The sequence below is a fragment of the Streptomyces sp. NPDC103540 genome (genome assembly GCF_055584445.1).
In genome coordinates this window covers 78,011-96,727 of the sequence record NZ_JBVJMA010000004.1, presented here as the reverse complement: position 1 = coordinate 96,727, position 18,717 = coordinate 78,011, and the positions used below count along the sequence as shown (strand labels likewise).

Annotated in this window: 13 protein-coding genes; 2 read left to right on the top strand and 11 right to left on the bottom strand. The window is 73.9% G+C overall.

Features of this window, described 5'->3' with window-relative positions:
- Positions 1 to 47: 47 nt before the first annotated feature.
- The 4 genes from ACZ6ZI_RS11375 to ACZ6ZI_RS11360 all read right to left on the bottom strand — a co-directional run bounded on the left by ACZ6ZI_RS11375 (position 48) and on the right by ACZ6ZI_RS11360 (position 6,933).
- The gene (locus ACZ6ZI_RS11375) at positions 48 to 2,072 is read right to left on the bottom strand and encodes an ATP-binding cassette domain-containing protein (RefSeq protein WP_469518798.1); all 2,025 of its coding nucleotides are present in this window, start codon (positions 2,070 to 2,072) and stop codon (positions 48 to 50) included.
- Positions 2,073 to 2,233: 161 nt separating this feature from the next.
- Positions 2,234 to 2,980: an NUDIX hydrolase gene (locus ACZ6ZI_RS11370; RefSeq protein ID WP_363052543.1), complete on the bottom strand. Its 747-nt coding sequence runs from the start codon at positions 2,978 to 2,980 to the stop codon at positions 2,234 to 2,236.
- Positions 2,981 to 3,151: 171 nt separating this feature from the next.
- A complete protein-coding gene (locus ACZ6ZI_RS11365; RefSeq protein WP_469518796.1) occupies positions 3,152 to 5,197 on the bottom strand; it encodes a glycogen debranching N-terminal domain-containing protein in 2,046 nt (681 codons plus the stop codon).
- Between the two features lie 470 nt (positions 5,198 to 5,667).
- Positions 5,668 to 6,933 (bottom strand): DUF4192 domain-containing protein, encoded by a 1,266-nt coding sequence (locus ACZ6ZI_RS11360; protein ID WP_469518793.1) that lies wholly within the window; start codon positions 6,931 to 6,933, stop codon positions 5,668 to 5,670.
- A gap of 149 nt (positions 6,934 to 7,082) precedes the next feature.
- On the opposite strand from ACZ6ZI_RS11360, the gene ACZ6ZI_RS11355 reads away from it, so the two are divergent.
- Positions 7,083 to 9,242: a RecQ family ATP-dependent DNA helicase gene (locus tag ACZ6ZI_RS11355; protein WP_469518791.1), complete on the top strand. Its 2,160-nt coding sequence runs from the start codon at positions 7,083 to 7,085 to the stop codon at positions 9,240 to 9,242.
- A gap of 215 nt (positions 9,243 to 9,457) precedes the next feature.
- A complete protein-coding gene (locus ACZ6ZI_RS11350; RefSeq protein WP_363052536.1) occupies positions 9,458 to 10,087 on the top strand; it encodes a hypothetical protein in 630 nt (209 codons plus the stop codon).
- Between the two features lie 287 nt (positions 10,088 to 10,374).
- Here the strand turns inward: ACZ6ZI_RS11350 and ACZ6ZI_RS11345 are convergent, their stop codons facing one another.
- The 7 genes from ACZ6ZI_RS11345 to ACZ6ZI_RS11315 form a co-directional block, all read right to left on the bottom strand.
- Positions 10,375 to 11,007 carry a hypothetical protein gene (locus tag ACZ6ZI_RS11345; protein WP_469518789.1) on the bottom strand — a complete coding sequence of 211 codons (633 nt, stop codon included), beginning with the start codon at positions 11,005 to 11,007 and terminating at the stop codon, positions 10,375 to 10,377.
- Between the two features lie 59 nt (positions 11,008 to 11,066).
- On the bottom strand, positions 11,067 to 11,777 hold the full coding sequence (locus ACZ6ZI_RS11340; protein ID WP_469518787.1) for a ribonuclease HII: 711 nt from the start codon (positions 11,775 to 11,777) through the stop codon (positions 11,067 to 11,069).
- A 654-nt stretch (positions 11,778 to 12,431) separates the two neighbouring features.
- Complete coding sequence (locus tag ACZ6ZI_RS11335) at positions 12,432 to 13,346, bottom strand: ADP-ribosylglycohydrolase family protein (RefSeq protein WP_469518785.1); 915 nt, start codon at positions 13,344 to 13,346, stop codon at positions 12,432 to 12,434.
- 11 nt (positions 13,347 to 13,357) lie between these two features.
- On the bottom strand, positions 13,358 to 14,017 hold the full coding sequence (locus ACZ6ZI_RS11330; protein WP_363052529.1) for a histidine phosphatase family protein: 660 nt from the start codon (positions 14,015 to 14,017) through the stop codon (positions 13,358 to 13,360).
- A gap of 72 nt (positions 14,018 to 14,089) precedes the next feature.
- The gene (locus ACZ6ZI_RS11325) at positions 14,090 to 14,695 is read right to left on the bottom strand and encodes a YdbC family protein (RefSeq protein ID WP_469518783.1); all 606 of its coding nucleotides are present in this window, start codon (positions 14,693 to 14,695) and stop codon (positions 14,090 to 14,092) included.
- Between the two features lie 32 nt (positions 14,696 to 14,727).
- On the bottom strand, positions 14,728 to 15,567 hold the full coding sequence (locus tag ACZ6ZI_RS11320; protein ID WP_469518781.1) for an arylamine N-acetyltransferase family protein: 840 nt from the start codon (positions 15,565 to 15,567) through the stop codon (positions 14,728 to 14,730).
- A gap of 252 nt (positions 15,568 to 15,819) precedes the next feature.
- Positions 15,820 to 18,705, bottom strand: coding sequence for a vitamin B12-dependent ribonucleotide reductase (locus tag ACZ6ZI_RS11315; protein ID WP_469518780.1), 2,886 nt, complete (start codon positions 18,703 to 18,705; stop codon positions 15,820 to 15,822).
- Positions 18,706 to 18,717: the final 12 nt, after the last annotated feature.

The following is an 18,717-nucleotide window of genomic DNA, read 5'->3' as shown; positions in this document are numbered from 1 at the left end:
TCCGGACTTCCCCGATCCCCCGGGCGTCGACTCCCGCACCGGATCGATCACCAACGGACGCGACCGCGCAATCCTGTGAACCCATAGGCGCACAACAGGACCATAAGCGACAACACCAGTGCCGTTCCCACGGGTTGGGCCATCACTCGAAGGGCCCCCACGACGAGCCGGTCCGCCTCGGGCGGCCACGGCGTCCAACTCAGTCCGCGCAGTCGGGAGGCGCGGCCGTCCATCGGGTACGCGGACGGCCCTTCGAGCGCCTTGCGCACCAGCGGCGCCACCATCACCGGCACGGCGAGCACCGCGGCCAGTCCGGCCGAGACGGAGCGGAACGCGCCGGAGGCCAGGACCCCGGCCCAGGCGGAGCCGACGAGCAGTCCGGCCCAACCGAACGCCGGGGAGACCACGTTCGCCGGAGCGCCCAGGGGGCCGGCGGCGTCGAACACGAGGCGGAGGGCGGCCGCGTCGGCCGCGACGACCAGCGCTCCGAGGGTCAGGGCGAGGGCGGCGCAGACACCGAGCTTGGCGAGGAGCAGCCCCAGCCGTCGCGGCACGGTGCCGCGGGCCGCCGCGAGGGCGGGGTAGCGGTACTCCTCGCCGAAGGCGAGGGCGCCGAGGAACCCGGCGCCGAGGGCGGCGGGCGGCAGGGGCGACAGCTCCGGCCAGGCGACGAGGATCCGGGTCCGCGGGGCGTGACCGGCGCGGGCGAGCAGCAGGGCGGTGACGACGGAGACGACGACGACCAGGGCGGCCGTCAGGTAGGGGGCCGCGGTGCCGAAGACGCGCAGCAGTTCGTAGCGCACCGGCCGCAGCGGGCCACGGACGCGGCGCACCGGGGGAAGGGCCCGCGAGGACGCACCCGAGGGCTCGCCCCCCGAGGCCGCCCCCGCGGGGTGGGCTTCGCAGGAGGCTTCGGGCCACGACTCGGCACGGCCTTCGCCCCGCCCGTCGGCCCGGAACTCGGGCCGGGCCTCGGGCCGGTCCTCGACACCGGCCTCGGCGGCGCGCTGTGCGTCGGGGTGGGGCCCGTCGGGGACCGGGGGGTGACCGGGGATCGCGAAGGCCTCCGGGAGCGTGCCGGGCGGGACCGCGGGAGAGGGCGGGACCGCCCGTGTGTGGGCGGCGACCTCGATACGGGCCTCCGTCCTCACCGCGACACCGGTACGGGTGCGGGCCTGCGGGACGGGCGGGACCGGGGCTCCGGCGTCGCCGGTCTCGTCGGCGATCTGGTGGACGAGGACCCCGTTGCGGAAGGCCGCCTCGCCGATCTCGGCGCAGTCGCTTCCGTACACGGACAGGCGGTTGCCGCTCTCCTCGACGATCTCCACGGCCCGCTGGGCGGCCCGGGCCTCGCGGCCCAGCACGTCGGCGAGCCGCGCGGCGTGCGGGGTGCGCACCGCGACCCGCGGGCGCAGCCGGGTGCGCGCGAAGTCCGCGACGTCCTGGTCGGCGACGAGGCGGCCCGAGGCGATCGAGACGACCCGGTCGGCGCTGCGGGCCGCCTCCTTGGCGTCGTCGGTGGTGTAGAGCACCGCTCCGCCGAGGGCGGCGTGGCCGCGCAGGAGTCCGTAGAGCCAGGCCCGTTCGCGGGCGGGGAGCCCGGCGGCGGGTTCGTCGAGCAGGAGGGTGCAGGGGTCGGCGAGCAGGGCGACCGCCAGACCGAGACGGCGGTCCATGCCGGCCGAGAGGGAGCCGAGCCGCTGGTCGCGCAGTCCGGCGATGCCGACGACCTCCATCAGCACGTCCGCCCGGGAGGCGGGCACGCCGACCGCGGCGCAGAGCATCCGCAGTTGGTTGCGGACCGTCCGGGAGGGGTGCCCGGGGACGTCGCCCAGGAGCACTCCGACCTCTCGGGCGGGATGCGGGACCCGGTGCAGCGGGCGGCCGCGGAAGTAGGTGACGCCCCGACCCGGTTCGAGTTCGAGCATGAGCCGCAGCGCGGTGGTCTTGCCCGAACCCGGCTCTCCGAGCAGGGCTGTCACACATCCCGGGCGGGCCTCGAAGGTGAGGTCGTCCACGAGGGGGGAGTGGTTTCGACGGGGGGAGCTGGTGAGTCCGATGGCCTGGAGCATCGCTTCTCTCGCGGGGGGTGAGACCGCTCTGCGGCAGGGTGAGTACCGCAAGAAAGATAACGCGATATGTCCGATTTTCAGCGCACTCTGCCTGTACGGGTCGGGCGCGTGTCGGCCGGCATGCCACCGGACCCCGGGGCGGTGGCCCCGCCCCGGGGGGCTCAGACCTCCGGCCGCAGCATCGGGGGGTTGAGCAGGGTCGCGCCGCCGGCGCGGAACAGCTGGGCGGGTCGGCCACCCTGACGGGTCGTGGTGCCTCCGGCCGGAACCAGGAAGCCGGGGGTCCCGGTGACCTTGCGGTGGAAGTTGCGCGGGTCGAGCGCCACGCCCCACACGGCCTCGTAGACCCGGCGCAGTTCCCCGACGGTGAACTCGGGCGGGCAGAAGGCGGTGGCCAGGGAGGAGTACTCGATCTTCGAGCGGGCCCGCTCCACTCCGTCGGCGAGGATCCGCGCGTGGTCGAAGGCGAGCCCGGCGGACGGCTGGTCCGGGGTTTCGAGGAGTTCGTCGACGGGGGCCCAGCGGGCGCCGTTGGCGTCCCCGCCGGCGCGCGGTGCGGGAAGGTCGGGGGCGAGGACCAGGTGCGCGACGCTGACCACCCGCATCCGGGGGTCGCGCCGCGGGTCCCCGTAGGTGGCGAGCTGTTCGAGGTGGGCGCCCTTGTCGACGCCGGGCACGGCCGCGTCGTGCGCGCACAGGCCGGTCTCCTCGGCGAGTTCCCGGGCCGCTGCCGCCCCGAGGTCCTCGTCTCCGCGGACGAAGCCGCCGGGCAGCGCCCATCGTCCCTGGAACGGCTGCTCACCGCGTCTGACGGCCAGCGCGCAGAGCGCGTGGCGCCGTACGGTGAGCACGACCAGGTCGACGGTGACGGCGAAGGGCGGGAAGGCCGACGGGTCGTAGGGAGACATGCGCCGATCATAGTCGTCTTCCTGACGATAAACAGAGCTTTCGCGATCCCGGAGACGGTGATCCGGAACCCGACGCGCAGCCTGCCGAGCGCGCCGGCCCCTCCCGCCCGTCCGCCCCGGCGGCCGCCGGGCCCGACCCGGCCCGGACGGGCGGGGTCCGGAAGGGCCGTCTCAACCTCCCAGTTGGAGCCCATCGGCCGCCTCCTCCACCAAGCCGACGCCGAGCCGGCTGATCCGGACGGTGAACGGCTCCCCCGCCACCCGCAGGTCCGACAGGCGCAGGGCGCCGAGGGGGGCACCCGCCGGCGGTGACACGGCGACCGCCCCGGCCGGGGCGTCGGGGCGGATCCCCGCGAGGGCGACGAGCGCGTGGATCCCGGCGGCGGCCGCCACCGCCGCCGGTCGACAGGCCGCCGGGTGGGGCAGGGGGGCGCTGTCGGCGGTGCGCTGCCGGCCGGCGTACATCTCGGGCAGTCGGTGGTCGAACGCCTCGGCCGCGTCGAGCAGTCCGCGGAGCAGCCCCGCGGCCTCCTTCTCGAAGCCGGCCTGGATCAACCCGGCCACCGCGACGGCGCTCTCGTGGGCGCGGACGGCGCCGGACCGGTGGCCGAAGGGGTTGTGTCCCGGCTCTCTGAGGGCCATGCTCCGCAGCCCCCAACCGCAGTCCATGCCCGGGGAGCCGAGGAGACGGGCGAGTTGCTCCGTGCGGACGGGGTCCAGCAGACCGGGAGCGAGCCGGCCCCCGCCCAGCAGACCGGTGTCCAGCAGGTGCGCGGCGGCTCCGGTGAGTCGGGGCAGCGGCCGCCCGTCGGGGTGCAGGGCGGCGGCGGGACGTCCGCCGTCCGGGCCGTCGATCCAGAACCGGGCCCGGAACCCCCGCGCCAGTGCGGCGGCCCATTCCCGCCACTCCGCGGCTCCGGGCCGCCCGCATCGTTCGAGCAGGTCGGCGCCGAGCAGCGCGGCCCGGTGGGCGTGGGCCTGGGTCTCGACGCGTCGCGGCCCGGGGTCGGGATCCGCGAGGAACCCGTCGGCCCCGAGCGCCCCGCGCAACCAGTCCAGGCAGCGTTCGGCGGCGGGCAGCAGCCGGGCCACCTCGTCCTGGGCCAGCCCCCACAGCCGGGCCTCGGCGAGCACCGTCGGGAAGGCGAGGGTGGCTTCGGTTCCGGTGCACCCGGGCGGCAGCTGCGCCCCCGCGGCGCGCAGCGGGCCCGGGATCTTCCCCGCGTCGGGCCCGCGCCCCTGCGTCTGGGTCCGGGCGAGCGTGCGCAGGGTGGCGGCGGCCAAGCCGGTGCCGAGCGGCAGCGCCATCCGGGCGGCCCACAGCGACTCCGCCGGCGCCAGACCCAGTCTCCACGGCGCTCCCGCGGCCGCGAAGGCGTCTCCCGGCCGGTCGGGGTCCCGCATGAGCAGGGCGCGCAGATCGTCGAGGCTGGTGCGGAACCAGGCGTCGGCCCTGGGGTCGTCCCCTTCGGCCCGTGCGTCGGCGAGGGGGTTCGCGACCCGCCCGGCGGGCGCCCGTACCGTGCGGTCCCGGGAGGTGCGCAGCTCGATGGTCCGGGATTCGCCGGGGCCCAGCGGGATTTCCCAGCGCAGGAGTCCGGCGGAGGCGAGGCAGTCGTCGGGCGCGGGGTCGGCGACCGTGACGGTGAAGGTGTCCGCGGCGTTCCAGCGCAGGCCGCCCGCGTGTACGGCGGCGGGGAGCTCCGGCCCGGCCCGGCCCGCCGCCACCGCCGCCAGTTCGGCGAGGTCGGTGCCGAGGGCGACCTCCACGGGCAGGCGCAGCGGTCGCGCGGCGAAGCTGCGCAGGGTGATGCGCTCGGTGCCGTCGGCGTGGCGGACCCGTTCGACGCCGATGTCGGGGTCGGGCCCGGCATCGACACCGGTGCGGACGGTGGCGGTGAAGGAGGCCCGGTCGGCGGCGAGCCCGCGTCCCTGCACGGAGACGGGATCTCGGCCTGCGACGCGCAGGACGCAGCGGGAGAGCAGCCGCCTCCCGGACCGGTAGATCCCGTCGACGCCCCGGCCGGTGAGCTGCCCGTGTTCGGGCGAGATCACCAGGCCGGGTGCGGCGACGCAGATGACGGAGGCGTGTACGGGCGGCAGTTCGGGCCGGATCGGGGGCGCCGTGCCCGCCGCGGGGTGTCCGGGGGGCGCCTCGCCCGCGCGGCCCGACCCGGGCCCGGTGCCCGACCCGGGCGCCCCGGCCGGTACGGGCACACGGCCGGTCCACGTCGGCCCGTCCCGCCCGTCGGGTTGCCGGGCCTCCCTGTGAGGCCCGGCGGCGCGCCCCGGGGTGGGATCCGCGTCGCCCGTCGGACCGCCCGGGCCCCGCTGGGGCCCGGCCCCGACCGGCGGGGCGGCCCCGGGAACGGGATGGGGTGGGGTTGGGGTCGGGGTCGGGGTCGGGCTCAGCGTGGCGGGAGCCGCCGGCGGAGCGGCGCCCGCCGGGTCGGTTTCGGGTACGGGGGGAGCCATGTGTCGCCCTGTCTGCGCGCCGGCCGGTTCGGCTGGGCGACGGCGTGGCCGGGCTCCCGTCACCCTCCAGGGGAACGCCCCCGCCCCCGCCCGGGTCACGGGCCCCGGTGGCGGCTGCCCGGGCGGCGCGGTGCTCCGGTGCCGTGTGCTCGCCCGGGAGGCGTGCCACCACCGGCGGACCGGGCAGCCGCTCCTCGCCGTCCGTCGGGCGCTCACTGCTCGTTCCCCTCGCTGCGGCGGGGGGTGCGGCGGCGTCGGTCCGAGGTCCTGCGCCCGGGCGGGCGAGTGGTGCCCGCGGGCCGGCGGCGGCTCCGCTCGCGGCGCCCGCGTTCCTCCCGCAGGCACCGGCGCAGGCCCTCGGGGTCGATGCCCTCGTTGCAGGCGTGGTGCAGCAGTTGCGCGAAGCGGTAGTCGGCGTCGGCCCGGAGCGCCAGGGAGAGGGCGATCCGGGCGGTCGGCTCGTCCCCTCCGGCCCAGGACACCCAGCCCGCGAGGGTGAGCGGGGCCGCCGCGTGTTCCCCGTAGGCCCCGACGCAGCGCCGGGCGAGGGCCCGCCACAGCCGCAGGGCGGGCGCTGCCTCGTCCGCCTCCATCCACTCGGCGGCGATGTCGCGGATCTCCCGGTCCTGCAGTCCGAGGATCAGCGCGGCGGCCTCGTCGTGTCCGAGCAGCGCGTCGTCCCAGTCGTCGGCGCGCGGTCCTCCTTCGACCGGCGGGGCGAGGGTCATGCGGCGCATCAGGGCCCTGGCCAGGGCGAGGGTCTCGGCGCCGACCTCCTCGCGGGTCGCCCCGTCGAGGATCTTCGGCACCAGTGCCGTGGCGGCCCGTTCCAGGGCCTCCTCCTGTTCGGCGGCCCAGGGGCCCCGCAGGGGCGCGAGCCGGTCCTCGATGTCCTTGAGCGATCCCCGTACGCGCAGTCCGGCGAAGGTGGCCGTGGCCGCCATCACGGAGGTTCCGGGCTGAGCCAGGGGGGTGCCCTCGGCCGGGCAGCAGTCGGTACCGCCGCAGGTGTAGGACCAGTAGCGGCCGGCCGAGATGCACAGGGCCTCCAGGACGGGCACGTCCAGCGCGCCGCAGGCGAGCCGCAGCCGTTGGGCGAACGGCCTCAGCCTGGTCATCACCCGCTGCGGGCTCTCCCCGTCCCGGGGGTCCTGGCACAGGAAGAGCACGATCCCGTCGGGCTTGCCCCCACGCCGCTCGCTGCCCCGGATGAGGCAGTCGGCGACCTGTCGGGCGGTGTCCTCCCATTCGGCGGGCGCGGTGGGGATGCCCACGCGCAGCCTGCCGCCGAAGCGTCCGGCCTCTCCCTGGACGGTGACCATGACCAGGGAGTCCGTCGGGTGGAAGCCGAGCATGTAGGGCAGCGCGTCGGCCAGTTCGGCCGGGCTGCGCAGGGTGATCTGGGGGTTGGAGGGACAGTCGGTCGGGCTCGCGGCCGGGTGGCCGGCGGCCCCGTCTGATGCGTGGTTCGTCGTCATGCCTCGACGTTCCCGTGTCCGGGACGATCACGAAACCCCTGTGGATAACTCCGCGGGACCCTCGCACGCGCTCCTCGTTCGGCCTTCGACATCCACAGGTGCCAGGGCGCCATTGGCGCGATGTCGGAGGCATCGGGTTGCATGGAGGCATGAACGCAGACCTGAGGTCCTCGGCCGACTCCGTCCTCGCCCGCCTCGTGGGTGACCCCACGGGCACCGCGCGGCTGCGCGAGGACCAGTGGCGGGCGATCGAGGCCCTCGTCGCCCACAAGCGGCGGGCGCTGGTCGTCCAGCGGACGGGTTGGGGCAAGTCCGCGGTCTACTTCGTGGCCACGTCCCTGTTGCGGGCGAGCGGCGCCGGCCCGACCGTCATCGTCTCCCCCCTGCTCGCGCTGATGCGCAATCAGGTGGAGGCCGCGGCCCGCGCCGGAATCCGCGCCCGCACCATCAATTCGGCCAATCCGGAGGAGTGGGAGGGCATCCAGGCTGAGGTCGCGGCGGGGGAAGTGGACGTCCTGCTGGTCAGCCCGGAGCGCCTCAACAACCCCGACTTCCGCGACCAGGTGCTCCCCAAGCTGTCCGCCGCCACCGGCCTACTGGTGGTCGACGAGGCGCACTGCATCTCCGACTGGGGCCACGACTTCCGCCCGGACTACCGCCGCCTGCGCACCATGCTGGCCGACCTCCCCCCGGGCGTCCCCGTGCTGGCCACCACCGCCACCGCCAACGCCCGAGTGACGGCCGACGTCGCCGAACAGCTCGGCACGGGAGCCGGTACGGACGCCCTGGTGCTGCGCGGCCCGCTGGACCGCGAGAGCCTGAGCCTGGCCGTCCTCACCCTGCCCGACGCCGCGCACCGGCTGGCCTGGCTCGCCGACCACCTGGCCGACCTGCCCGGGTCGGGGATCATCTACACCCTGACGGTGGCCGCCGCCGAGGAGGTCACCGCCTACCTGCGCCACCGCGGCCACACGGTGGCCTCGTACACCGGGAAGACCGAGAACGCCGACCGCGAGCAGGCGGAGAACGACCTCCAGGCCAACCGGGTCAAGGCGCTCGTGGCCACCAGCGCCCTCGGCATGGGCTTCGACAAGCCCGACCTGGGCTTCGTGGTCCACCTCGGCTCCCCCTCCTCCCCCATCGCCTACTACCAGCAGGTGGGTCGCGCCGGTCGTGGCGTGGAGCACGCCGAGGTGCTCCTGCTGCCCGGCCGGGAGGACGAGGCGATCTGGCAGTACTTCGCCTCCGTCGCCTTCCCGCCGGAAGAGCAGGTGCGCCGCACCCTGGACGTCCTGGCCCAGGCGGGCCGGCCGCTGTCGCTGCCCGCCCTGGAGCCCCTCGTCGACCTGCGCCGCACCCGCCTGGAGACGATGCTGAAGGTGCTCGACGTGGACGGCGCCGTCCACCGGGTGAAGGGCGGCTGGACGTCCACGGGCGAGCCCTGGGTGTACGACGCCGAGCGCTACGCGTGGGTCGCCCGCCAGCGGGCCGCCGAGCAGCAGGCCATGCGCGACTACGCGGCGGCCGGAACCTGCCGCATGGAGTTCCTGCGGCGCCAGCTCGACGACGAGGAGGCCGCGCCCTGCGGCCGTTGCGACAACTGCGCCGGGGCGCGTTTCACCGCGGACGTCTCCACCGCGGCGCTGGACACCGCCCGGGGTGAACTGGGGCGCCCGGGCGTGGAACTGGAACCGCGTCGGATGTGGCCGACGGGGCTCGCGGCGGTCGGTGTCGACCTCAAGGGCCGCATTCCCGCCGGCGAACAGGCCTCGACGGGGCGGGCCCTGGGCCGGCTCTCCGACATCGGTTGGGGCAACCGGCTCCGTCCGATGCTCGCGGCCCAGGCACCCGACCAGCCCGTTCCGGACGATGTCGCGCAGGCCGTCGTCGCCGTGCTGGCCGACTGGGCCCGAGGACCGGGCGGTTGGGCATCCGGAGCGGCGGACGCGCCGGCCCGGCCCGTGGGCGTGGTGGCGCTGCCCTCGCGCGGCCGCCCCCTGCTGGTCTCCTCCCTGGCGGCGCGGATCGCGGAGGTCGGACGGATGCCCCTGCTCGGGTCGCTCGAGTACACCGACCGGGTACCGGAGTTCGGGCTGCCGTCCTCGAACAGCGCCCAGCGCGTGCGCGGACTCCATCAGGCCCTGACCGTCCCCGCCGAGTTGGCCGCCGCCCTGACCTCGGCCGCGGGTCCCGTACTCCTCGTCGACGACCGCGCCGAGAGCGGCTGGACCCTCGCGGTGTCCGCGCGGCTCCTGCGCCGGGCGGGCGCGCAGGGGGTGTTTCCGCTGGTACTCGCACTCCAGCCGTAGCGGAATGCGTCGTCTCCGGCGTGGCGGGGCAAGGATATGAACGGCATACCGGCGAATTCCGGTCTGCGGCCTCAAATGCTCATTGCCCCATCCTCGCGGGCCACGCGAGAATCGGAGTGCTCCCGCTCGGCTCGTCGGCACTCTCCAGGGCCGCGCCGCAGCGCGCCCACAGCCCAGCCGTGCCCGCTCGCGGGCGTGTACCCGAAGGGAGGACCGTGACCTTCGGATTCGCCCCGCCCTCGACCACCACGCTGACGACGGCCACCGGCAGCGTCAGCCGGCACGGCAGACTGCTCGAACCCGCCGAGTGGACGGCTGCGGGGATCCCCCTGCTGACCAACCCGCGCGACGTCGTCAGCGCTCTGCACTCCCTGCACGCCCCGGTGCCGTCGACCGCCGTCCTGGCGGTGCTCGGCCCGGAGGAACGGATCGTCGCGAGCGCCTCCTTCGTCCAGCGGTCGACCTCGGTCGACGGGTGGGAGTCCCGCAACGCGCTGCTGTCGCGGCTGCGCCGCGTCATCCCGCACGACCTGAGGCGTCGGACCCCCGTCCGGACCGCGGTGCTGTTGTACTGCCGCGACGGCGACGAGCGGTGGACGGAGGAGGACGGGGCCTGGATGTGGGGGCTGCGGGACGCCTGCACCCTGCACGGCCTGCGCTGCGGCGCCTACGTCACCCTGACGCGCGGCGGGTGGCAGGTCCTCGGTGACGGTCGTGGCGGACGCAGCCCGGGCGCGGGGTCGCGGACCGAGCACCTCGGTTCCACGGTCATGGAGCCGGCGCCGCTGACCCTGCGGACCGGTGGCGGCGCGGCGGAGGCGCTGCGCCGGACCGCCGCCCGCTGAGCCGCCTCGGAGCCGTCTCGTGGGTGGCGGGTGCCGCCCGGCGGCGGGTGCCCGACCCGTGCTCGCGGGGGCGCGGCCACGAACGTCCGCTCACGCGTGTGCGGGGGCGTACGAACGCGGCGGCGCCCGGCGAAACCGGGCCGCCCGGCGCCCTGAGGGGCGGCTCGGCGGCGCGGACGGCCCTCACCGCCGCACTCCCGGCGGGGCGTACGGCCGGTCGGGCCTCGGACTTCAGCGGGGCCGGCCGTCGGCCCGCCCCGCCCCTCGCCCGTGTGGGGTACGGAGCGTCAGACGCCCGTGCCCAGCACGGAGTTGATCTGCGCGACGTCACCGCAGACGATCAGCAGCGCGCCCGCCTTGGAGAGAGCGACGGGCAGGGCCTCGGCGATCGCCCCGGCCGGTCCGCCGTTGGCCGCGAAGACCACGACGGGACGGCCCGCGGCGCGCTGCACCTGCGCGGCGTCCACGTAGAAGACGTCGTCCTCGGCATCGTGCTGGGCCCAGTAGCGGGCCTCGCCGAAGGACAGCTCGTGAGCGGCCCACGGGTGCGGGTCGCCGGTGGTGATCACCAGGACGTCACCGGGCGCGCGCCCGGTGTCGAGCAGCAGGTCCACGGCCTCCTCGGCCGCGTCCAGGGCGCCCTCGGCGGAGGCCGGGATCACCTGGAGCTGCGGCACGGCCGCCGAGACGGACGGCGCGGCGGGGGCTGCGGGAACGGGTCCGGCAGTGGCCTGCGCCGCGCGCTGCGCGGGCGGGCCGGGACGGACGGGACCGGGGCGTCCGGGCCGGGGTACGGCGGCGGGACGCGGACCAGGTACGGGGCGGGGGGTCTGCGCGGTGCGGCTCGCGGCCGGCGTGACGCGGGGACCCTGGGCACTCTCGTGAATCTGAGGCTCCTCGATGGCGGGGGTGAGAGGCATGAGTTGATATCTATCAAACACCGGTACGAAACGTACCGGTGGGTTGCACGTGGGTGCGATCAGAAATCGAAGCCGAGTTGGCCTCCGTTTTCCAGTTCCATCGCCTCCTCGCTCCGGCGCACCTTCTTCAGGTGACGCCACTGCGGCAGCGCGTCGAGGTAGGACCACGAGAGCCGGTGGTACACGGTGGGGCCGCGCAGTTCGAGTGCGGCCCGGTGCACGGGCGAGGGGTAGCCGGCGTTGGCCGCGAAGGCGAAGTCCGCGGTTCCGTCGCCCGGTTGACCCAGTTCGGCCATCATCCGGTCGCGCCGGACCTTGGCGATCACGGAGGCCGCGGCCACGGCGACGCAGGACTGGTCGCCCTTGATCACCGTCCTGACCTGCCACGGCGCGCCGAGGTAGTCGTGCTTGCCGTCGAGGATCACCGCGTCGGGCCGCACCGGCAGCCCCTCCAGCGCGCGTACCGCCGCGAGCCGCAGCGCGGCCGTCATCCCCAGCTCGTCGATCTCCTCCGGGGACGCGTGTCCGAGGGCGTGGGCGGTGACCCAGTCCTCGAGGACCTCCAGCAGCGCGTCGCGGCGCTTGGGTGTGAGCAGTTTGGAGTCGGTGAGCCCCGCGGGCGGCCGGCGCAGACCGGTGATCGCCGCGCATACGGTGACGGGACCGGCCCAGGCCCCTCGTCCGACCTCGTCGACCCCGGCGATGACCTTGGCGCCGGTGGTGGCACGGAGCGAGCGCTCGACGGTGTGGGTGGGTGCTTCGTACGGCATGGCGCCAGCAAGGTTACGCCGCCCGGAGCCGCCTGCACACCCCGGGCCACCCTCGACGCGGCGGGGATGTGCGCGCGGCCCGCGTACGCCGCCCTCCACGGGCGCTCGACGGCGGCTCGCGCACCGCTCGCGACCGCCCCTCCGGACCGTTCGTACGCCGCTCCCGGGCCGCTCGTACGCCCCCGCCCATCACCCGTGCGGGACGGTGCGCACGGGGCTCGCGCAGCGAGCGGGGAGGCCGGCGCCCGGCCGTTCGGCACGACGGGCCCATCGGCAGACGATTCACGGCCGCACATTCCCGCTCGGAGCCCCGACACCACCGGGAGGGCGGCTCGGAACACCGCGCCCCCCACACCGACAGGCACCCCACCCCGTATCAGGAAAGGTCCCACGAGGTCACGAGCCGGCCCGCACCCCGCCCCATGGAGCCACCGCAAGCGGCCGGATGACGTCTCTCGATCCGCACGGGATCGCATGCGTGAAGGGGACGCGGCGACGGTGGCGGCGGGTGAACGCATCGCGTCCGCCCTCTCGGTCCCTGCCGAAGGCTCCTCACGAGCCCGGTCCACGGTCGGGTCCGCCCCTCACCCGTTCGAGTCGGGCGAGGGGTGCGGGAGCGCGTGCCGTCGGGCCCGTGGAAGGCCCCCTCGACGCCTACGCGGCCGGTCCCGGCAGCCAGGCGGGAAGGTCCTCGGTACGGCCCAGCCAGGCCTGCGGCAGCGCCTTCTCGCCCCGGGCGCCCAGGATCCCGCCGACGATCGCGCACGTGGTGTCCACGTCACCGCCGACCTGTGCGGTGGTCCAGAACGCCCGCTCGTAGTCGTCCAGGCTCCGCGCGGCCGACCACAGCGCGAAGGGCACCGTGTCGTGCGCGCTGGTGCGTCGGCCGCAGCCCAGGACGGCCGCGACGGTGGTCGCATCGTCGTAGTCGAGCATGCCGCGCGCACGGCGCAGGCCGGCGCCCACGGCGCTGCGCGGAACCAGTGCGATCACCGCGTCCAGCAGGTCGCCCGCGCCGGGCGTCCCGGCCGGGGAGGCCACCAGCGCGGCGGCGGCGGCGACGGCCATGGCCCCGCAGACCGCCTCGCGGTGCTGGTGGGTGGTGTAGGCGGAGATCTCCGCCTGGTGGGTGGCCTGCTCGGGATCGTCCGCGTACCAGGCGCCCAGCGGCGCGATCCGCATGGCGGCGCCGTTGCCCCACGAGCCCTGCCCGTTGAACAGTTCGGCGGCCAGCGTGCGCCAGTCCTCGCCCTCGCGGACGAGCCGCAGCATGCGGTTCACGGCGGGCCCGTAGCCCCGGTCGAAGTCGTGGTGGTCGGCGAACGAACGCGCCAGCGCGTCCTGGTCGATGCGGCCGTGTGTGGCGAGGACGGCCAGCACCGAGCAGGCCATCTCGGTGTCGTCGGTCCACTGCCAGGTCTCGTCGCCTGCCGGCAGTTCGCGCCGCTTGAGCATCGGGTAGTTGACGGGGACGAAGTACTGGGAGCCCAGGGCGTCACCCAGTGCCAGCCCTCTGAGGCTGGACATCGCGCGCGCGTAGCGCGTTTCGGGAGCGGAATCAGCGGTCATCCCGGGCCACTCTAGCCGTCCAGGTCATAAGGCTCGGGTGTGGTCCACCGCTCAAATGGGCGGTCCATCCGGTAGCGGCCGTCCGGTCCGAGCATCAGGACCCGGAATTCGCCGTTGCCCGGATTGGACAGGGCCTCGAACTCGGCCACCGACCAGTGGAACCAGCGCATGCAGAACAGTCGCATCGTCAGCCCGTGCGTCACCAGCAGGACGTTCTCGGGGTGGTCCGGTGCCTCGAAGCTGCGGTAGAGGCTCTCCAGGAAGGACCCGACCCGGTCGTGGACGTCGGCGCCCGACTCCCCCTGCGCGAACCGGTAGAAGAAGTGGCCGTACGCGTCCCGGTAGGCCTTCTGCAACCGTACGTCGTCCCGGTCCTGCCAGTTCCCCCAGTCCTGTTCGCGCAGTCTGGGCTCCTCGCGCATCCGCACCCGCGCGGGGTCCAGGCGCAGCTCGCGGAAGGTCTGGAGCGTCCGCCGGTAGGGGGAGACGTAGGCGCTGATGTGCTCGTCGCCGAAGAGTTCGCGCAGCCGGACGCCCGCCTCGGCGGCCTGTTCGTGGCCGCGTCGGGTCAGCCGCAGGGCGTGGTCGGGCTCCCGCTCGTACACCGTGTCGTCGACGTTGCCTTCCGATTCCCCGTGCCGGACAAGGACGATGCGCCGTGGTCGTACCATTCCACGACCCTATTCGGCCATCGGGGCGCGCACGCACCGGGCACGCCGATCAGCCGGCCGTTCGTCCTACGGTCATACCGTCCAGCCCGGTTCCAGGTCCACGACGTCCCCGGTCAGGGCCTCGACGTCGGCCTCGGTCTGGGCGCGCAGCGACAGCCGCTCCACCCGCTCCTCCCGGTACTTGCCGTGCTCCGCGGCGGAGCGCCACATCGACAGGACGAGGAACTCGCGGCCGGGGGCCTCCCCGAAGAGACCGCGGACCATCCCGGGGGAGCCGGCCATGGCCGGATTCCACACCTTCTCCTGCATCAGGGCGAAATGTTCCATGCGCCCCTCCCGGACACGGGCATGGGCGACGCGGACCACGTCGGCGTCGTGGAAACGCGGCTCGAAGCCGGTCTTCACGTCGAAGCGGTGGTCGAAGAGCGTGATGCGCGTGCCGGCGTAGGTGCCGTTCTGCGCGGCCGCCAGGCGGTCGTGGGAGCGCGCCATGAACGAGTCGTAGAAGGCGCGGCTCTCCCAGAAGCCGAAGACGTGCGCGACCCCCGGCCGGCCCCGGCTCCAGCCGCCGCCCTGGCCCCGGAACCCGGGTTCGCCGAGGAGCCCCGCCCATTTGCGCTGCCCGCGCTCGAACGCGCGTCGGTCCGTCACCGTGCAGCTAATCCACTTGACCAGCACCGCGCCATCGTACGGGCCGGGCGCGGGTCCGGTCAGTCCCCGGAGCGGTGGATCCGTACCAGTTCCGCCGCATCTCGCTCGGGCAGCCGGAGACCGAACTCCCGGTCGAGCAGGTCGAGCAGTCCGTCGTCGGGGACGGGTTCCCGCTCGACGCGCCCGTCCGGGTGGAGGCGCGACAGCTCCCGGTCCACGAGCGCCAACCGGACGGAGGCGCCCGGGTACTGGACGACGGTCCGCCCGACGAAGGAGGAGTTCGGGTGGGAGGAGCTGTAGTGGTTGAGCAGGACGTAGTCGACCGGGTGGTAGCGCTGCGGGGAGAAGGCGTAGAGGTCGCGCCAGACCCCTCCCCGCAGGGCGCGCAGGACGAGGATCCCGTCGGCCTCCTCGTGCACGGCGAACGTCCACGCGCCCTGGCGCACTTCGGCTCCGGGCCGCGCGAGCGGGACGGGCTCGTGCGGGCCCTGCCAGCCGAAGCCGGCGTCGCAGAGCCAGGGTTCGCCGTCCACGGTGACGACGAGGACGGCGTGCGTCACCGCGAGCAGCGCCTCTCCCCGGCTGCGGTTGCGGGCACCGCGCCCGGAGACCTCGAACCCGATCCGCTCCAGGGCGGCGGCCAGCAACGAGTTCTGCTCGTAGCAGTAGCCGCCGCGGCGGCGGTGCACGAGCTTGTCCTCGATGGCCTCGATGTCCAGGTCGACGGGGCGGCCGAGCAGGACGTCCAGGTTCTCGAAGACGACGGAGTCGATGTGCGCGCGGTGCACTGCCTTCAACGTGTCGAGGTCAGGCCGGAGTTCCCCGCCCTCCCCCACCGGTCCGCGGTACCCGATCCGTGCCAGGTACGCCGCCAGGTCCAGTTCCGCACCGCTCCACATGGTCCCGCTCCCCCGTCGTCACGCCCGCTCCCCGGGCCGGCCCCTCATGATCTCCGCGCCGGCTCCCCGCACCAAGCGGCCGGCGCGAACAGAGGTCGCGGACGCCGTCGTATCGGTCGCGCGGTCGTCGAGGGAGATCGGATCGCCGACGACGTGCGAAAGGGGGTGCCGACCATCGGTCGACACCCCCTTTGAGCCACCGCTCAGGCGGCTCGGCTACACCTGCTCACGGCAGATGCGGTTCCGGCAGGCTCAGCTGCAGCCGCTGGTGGAGCCGCAGCCCTCGCAGATGTAGCAGGAGCCGGCGCGCTGCATCTTGGTGCCGCAGGAGAAGCACAGCGGGGCGTCGGCGGAGACGCCCATCTGCATCTCGACCAGCTCGGCGTTGCTGTGCGCCGTCTTCGGGGCCGGGACCGGGACGACCGCCACCGGCTTGGCCGCGGCGACCGCCGCGACGGGCGCCGACTGGGCGAGGGTCTCGGTGTCGAGCTCCTCTTCCAGCGGCTCGTACGAGCCGGTGTCGAGGTGACGCTGACGCTCCTCGGCGGAGTGGATGCCGAGGGCGGAGCGGGTCTCGAACGGGAGGAAGTCGAGCGCCACGCGGCGGAAGATGTAGTCGACGATCGACTGCGCCATCCGCACGTCCGGGTCGTCCGTCATGCCCGCCGGCTCGAAGCGCATGTTGGTGAACTTCGCGACGTACGTCTCCAGCGGGACGCCGTACTGCAGACCGACCGAGACGGCGATGGAGAAGGCGTCCATCATGCCCGCGAGGGTCGAGCCCTGCTTGGACATCTTCAGGAAGACCTCGCCGAGACCGTCGTCCGGGTAGGAGTTCGCCGTCATGTAGCCCTCGGCGCCACCGACGGTGAAGGAGGTGGTGATCCCCGGGCGGCCCTTGGGCAGGCGCTTGCGGACCGGACGGTACTCGATGACCTTCTCGACGGCCGTGCGGATCGTCTCCTCGGCCTTCTCGGTGATCTCGGTCTTCTCCTCCTCCTTCTTCTTGGCGGAGAGGGGCTGACCGACCTTGCAGTTGTCGCGGTAGATCGCGAGCGCCTTGACGCCCATCTTCCACGCCTCGAAGTAGATCTCCTCGATCTCCTCGACGGTCGCCGTCTCCGGCATGTTGACCGTCTTCGAGATCGCACCGGAGATCCAGGGCTGGATCGCGGCCATCATGCGGACGTGGCCCATCGGGGAGATGGAGCGCTCGCCCATCGCGCAGTCGAAGACCTCGTAGTGCTCGGTCTTCAGGGCGGGGGCGTCGACCACGTTGCCGTGCTCGGCGATGTGGGTGACGATCGCCTCGATCTGCTCCTCGGCGTATCCCAGGCGGCGCAGGGCCTGCGGGACGGTGCCGTTGACGATCTGCATCGAGCCGCCGCCGACGAGCTTCTTGAACTTGACCAGGGCCAGGTCCGGCTCGACGCCCGTGGTGTCGCAGGACATCGCGAGACCGATGGTGCCGGTCGGCGCGAGCACGGAGGCCTGGGAGTTGCGGAAGCCGTTCTTCTCGCCGAGGCGCAGGACGTCCTGCCAGGCCTCGGTGGCCGCGGCCCAGATCACGTTGTCGAGGTCGTCGGTGCGCGGCGCGAGGGCATTGGCGTCGGCGTGCTGCTTCATGACGCGCTTGTGCGACTCGGCGTTGCGGGCGTAGCCGTCGTACGGGCCGACGATGGCGGCCAGCTCGGCGGAACGCTTGTAGGCGGTGCCGGTCATCAGCGAGGTGATGGAGGCGGCGAGGGTGCGGCCGCCGTCCGAGTCGTACGCGTGACCGGTGGCCATCAGCAGGGCGCCGAGGTTGGCGTAGCCGATGCCGAGCTGGCGGAAGGCGCGGGTGTTCTCGCCGATCTTCTGCGTCGGGAAGTCCGCGAAGCAGATCGAGATGTCCATCGCGGTGATGACGAGCTCGACGACCTTGGAGAAGCGCTCGGCGTCGAAGGACTGGCTGCCCTTGCCGTCGTCGTTCAGGAACTTCATCAGGTTGAGCGAGGCGAGGTTGCAGGACGTGTTGTCCAGGTGCATGTACTCGCTGCACGGGTTGGACGCGGTGATGCGGCCGGATTCGGGGCAGGTGTGCCAGTTGTTGATCACACCGTCGTACTGGATGCCCGGGTCGGCGCAGGCCCACGCGGCCTCGGCCAGCTTGCGGAACAGCGCCTTGGCGTCGACCGTCTCGATGACCTCGCCGGTCATGCGGGCGCGCAGGCCGAAGTCGGTGCCGTTCTCGACGGCCGTCATGAACTCGTCGTTCACGCGGACCGAGTTGTTGGCGTTCTGGTACTGGACGGACGTGATGTCGTCGCCGCCCAGGTCCATGTCGAAGCCCGCGTCACGCAGGGCGCGGATCTTCTCCTCCTCCTTCACCTTGGTGGCGATGAAGTCCTCGACGTCCGGGTGGTCCACGTCCAGGACGACCATCTTGGCCGCGCGGCGGGTCGCGCCACCCGACTTGATCGTTCCTGCGGACGCGTCGGCGCCGCGCATGAAGGAGACCGGGCCGGAGGCGTTGCCGCCGGAGGAGAGGAGCTCCTTGGAGGAGCGGATGCGGGAGAGGTTCAGGCCGGCGCCGGAGCCGCCCTTGAAGATCATGCCCTCTTCCTTGTACCAGTCGAGGATCGACTCCATGGAGTCGTCGACGGCCAGGATGAAGCAGGCGGAGACCTGCTGCGGCTGGGGCGTGCCGACGTTGAACCACACCGGCGAGTTGAAGCTGAAGACCTGGTGCAGGAGCGCGTACGTCAGCTCGTGCTCGAAGATCTCGGAGTCCGCGGGGGAGGCGAAGTAACCGTGGTCGTCGCCGGCCTTGGTGTAGGTCTTCACGATCCGGTCGATGAGCTGCTTCAGACCGGTCTCGCGCTGCGGGGTGCCGACCGCGCCGCGGAAGTACTTGCTGGTGACGATGTTGACCGCGTTCACCGACCAGAAGTCGGGGAACTCGACGCCACGCTGCTCGAAGTTCACCGAGCCGTCGCGCCAGTTGGTCATGACGACGTCACGGAGCTCCCAGCTCACCTCGTCGTACGGGTGCACGCCCGGGGTGGTGTGGATGCGCTCGATACGCAGGCCGCCCTTGGCCGCCTTGGTCCCCTTGGTACGGGAACCTCGCGCCGAGCCGCTCGCCGTCTCTGTCATGCCGCCTCCCAT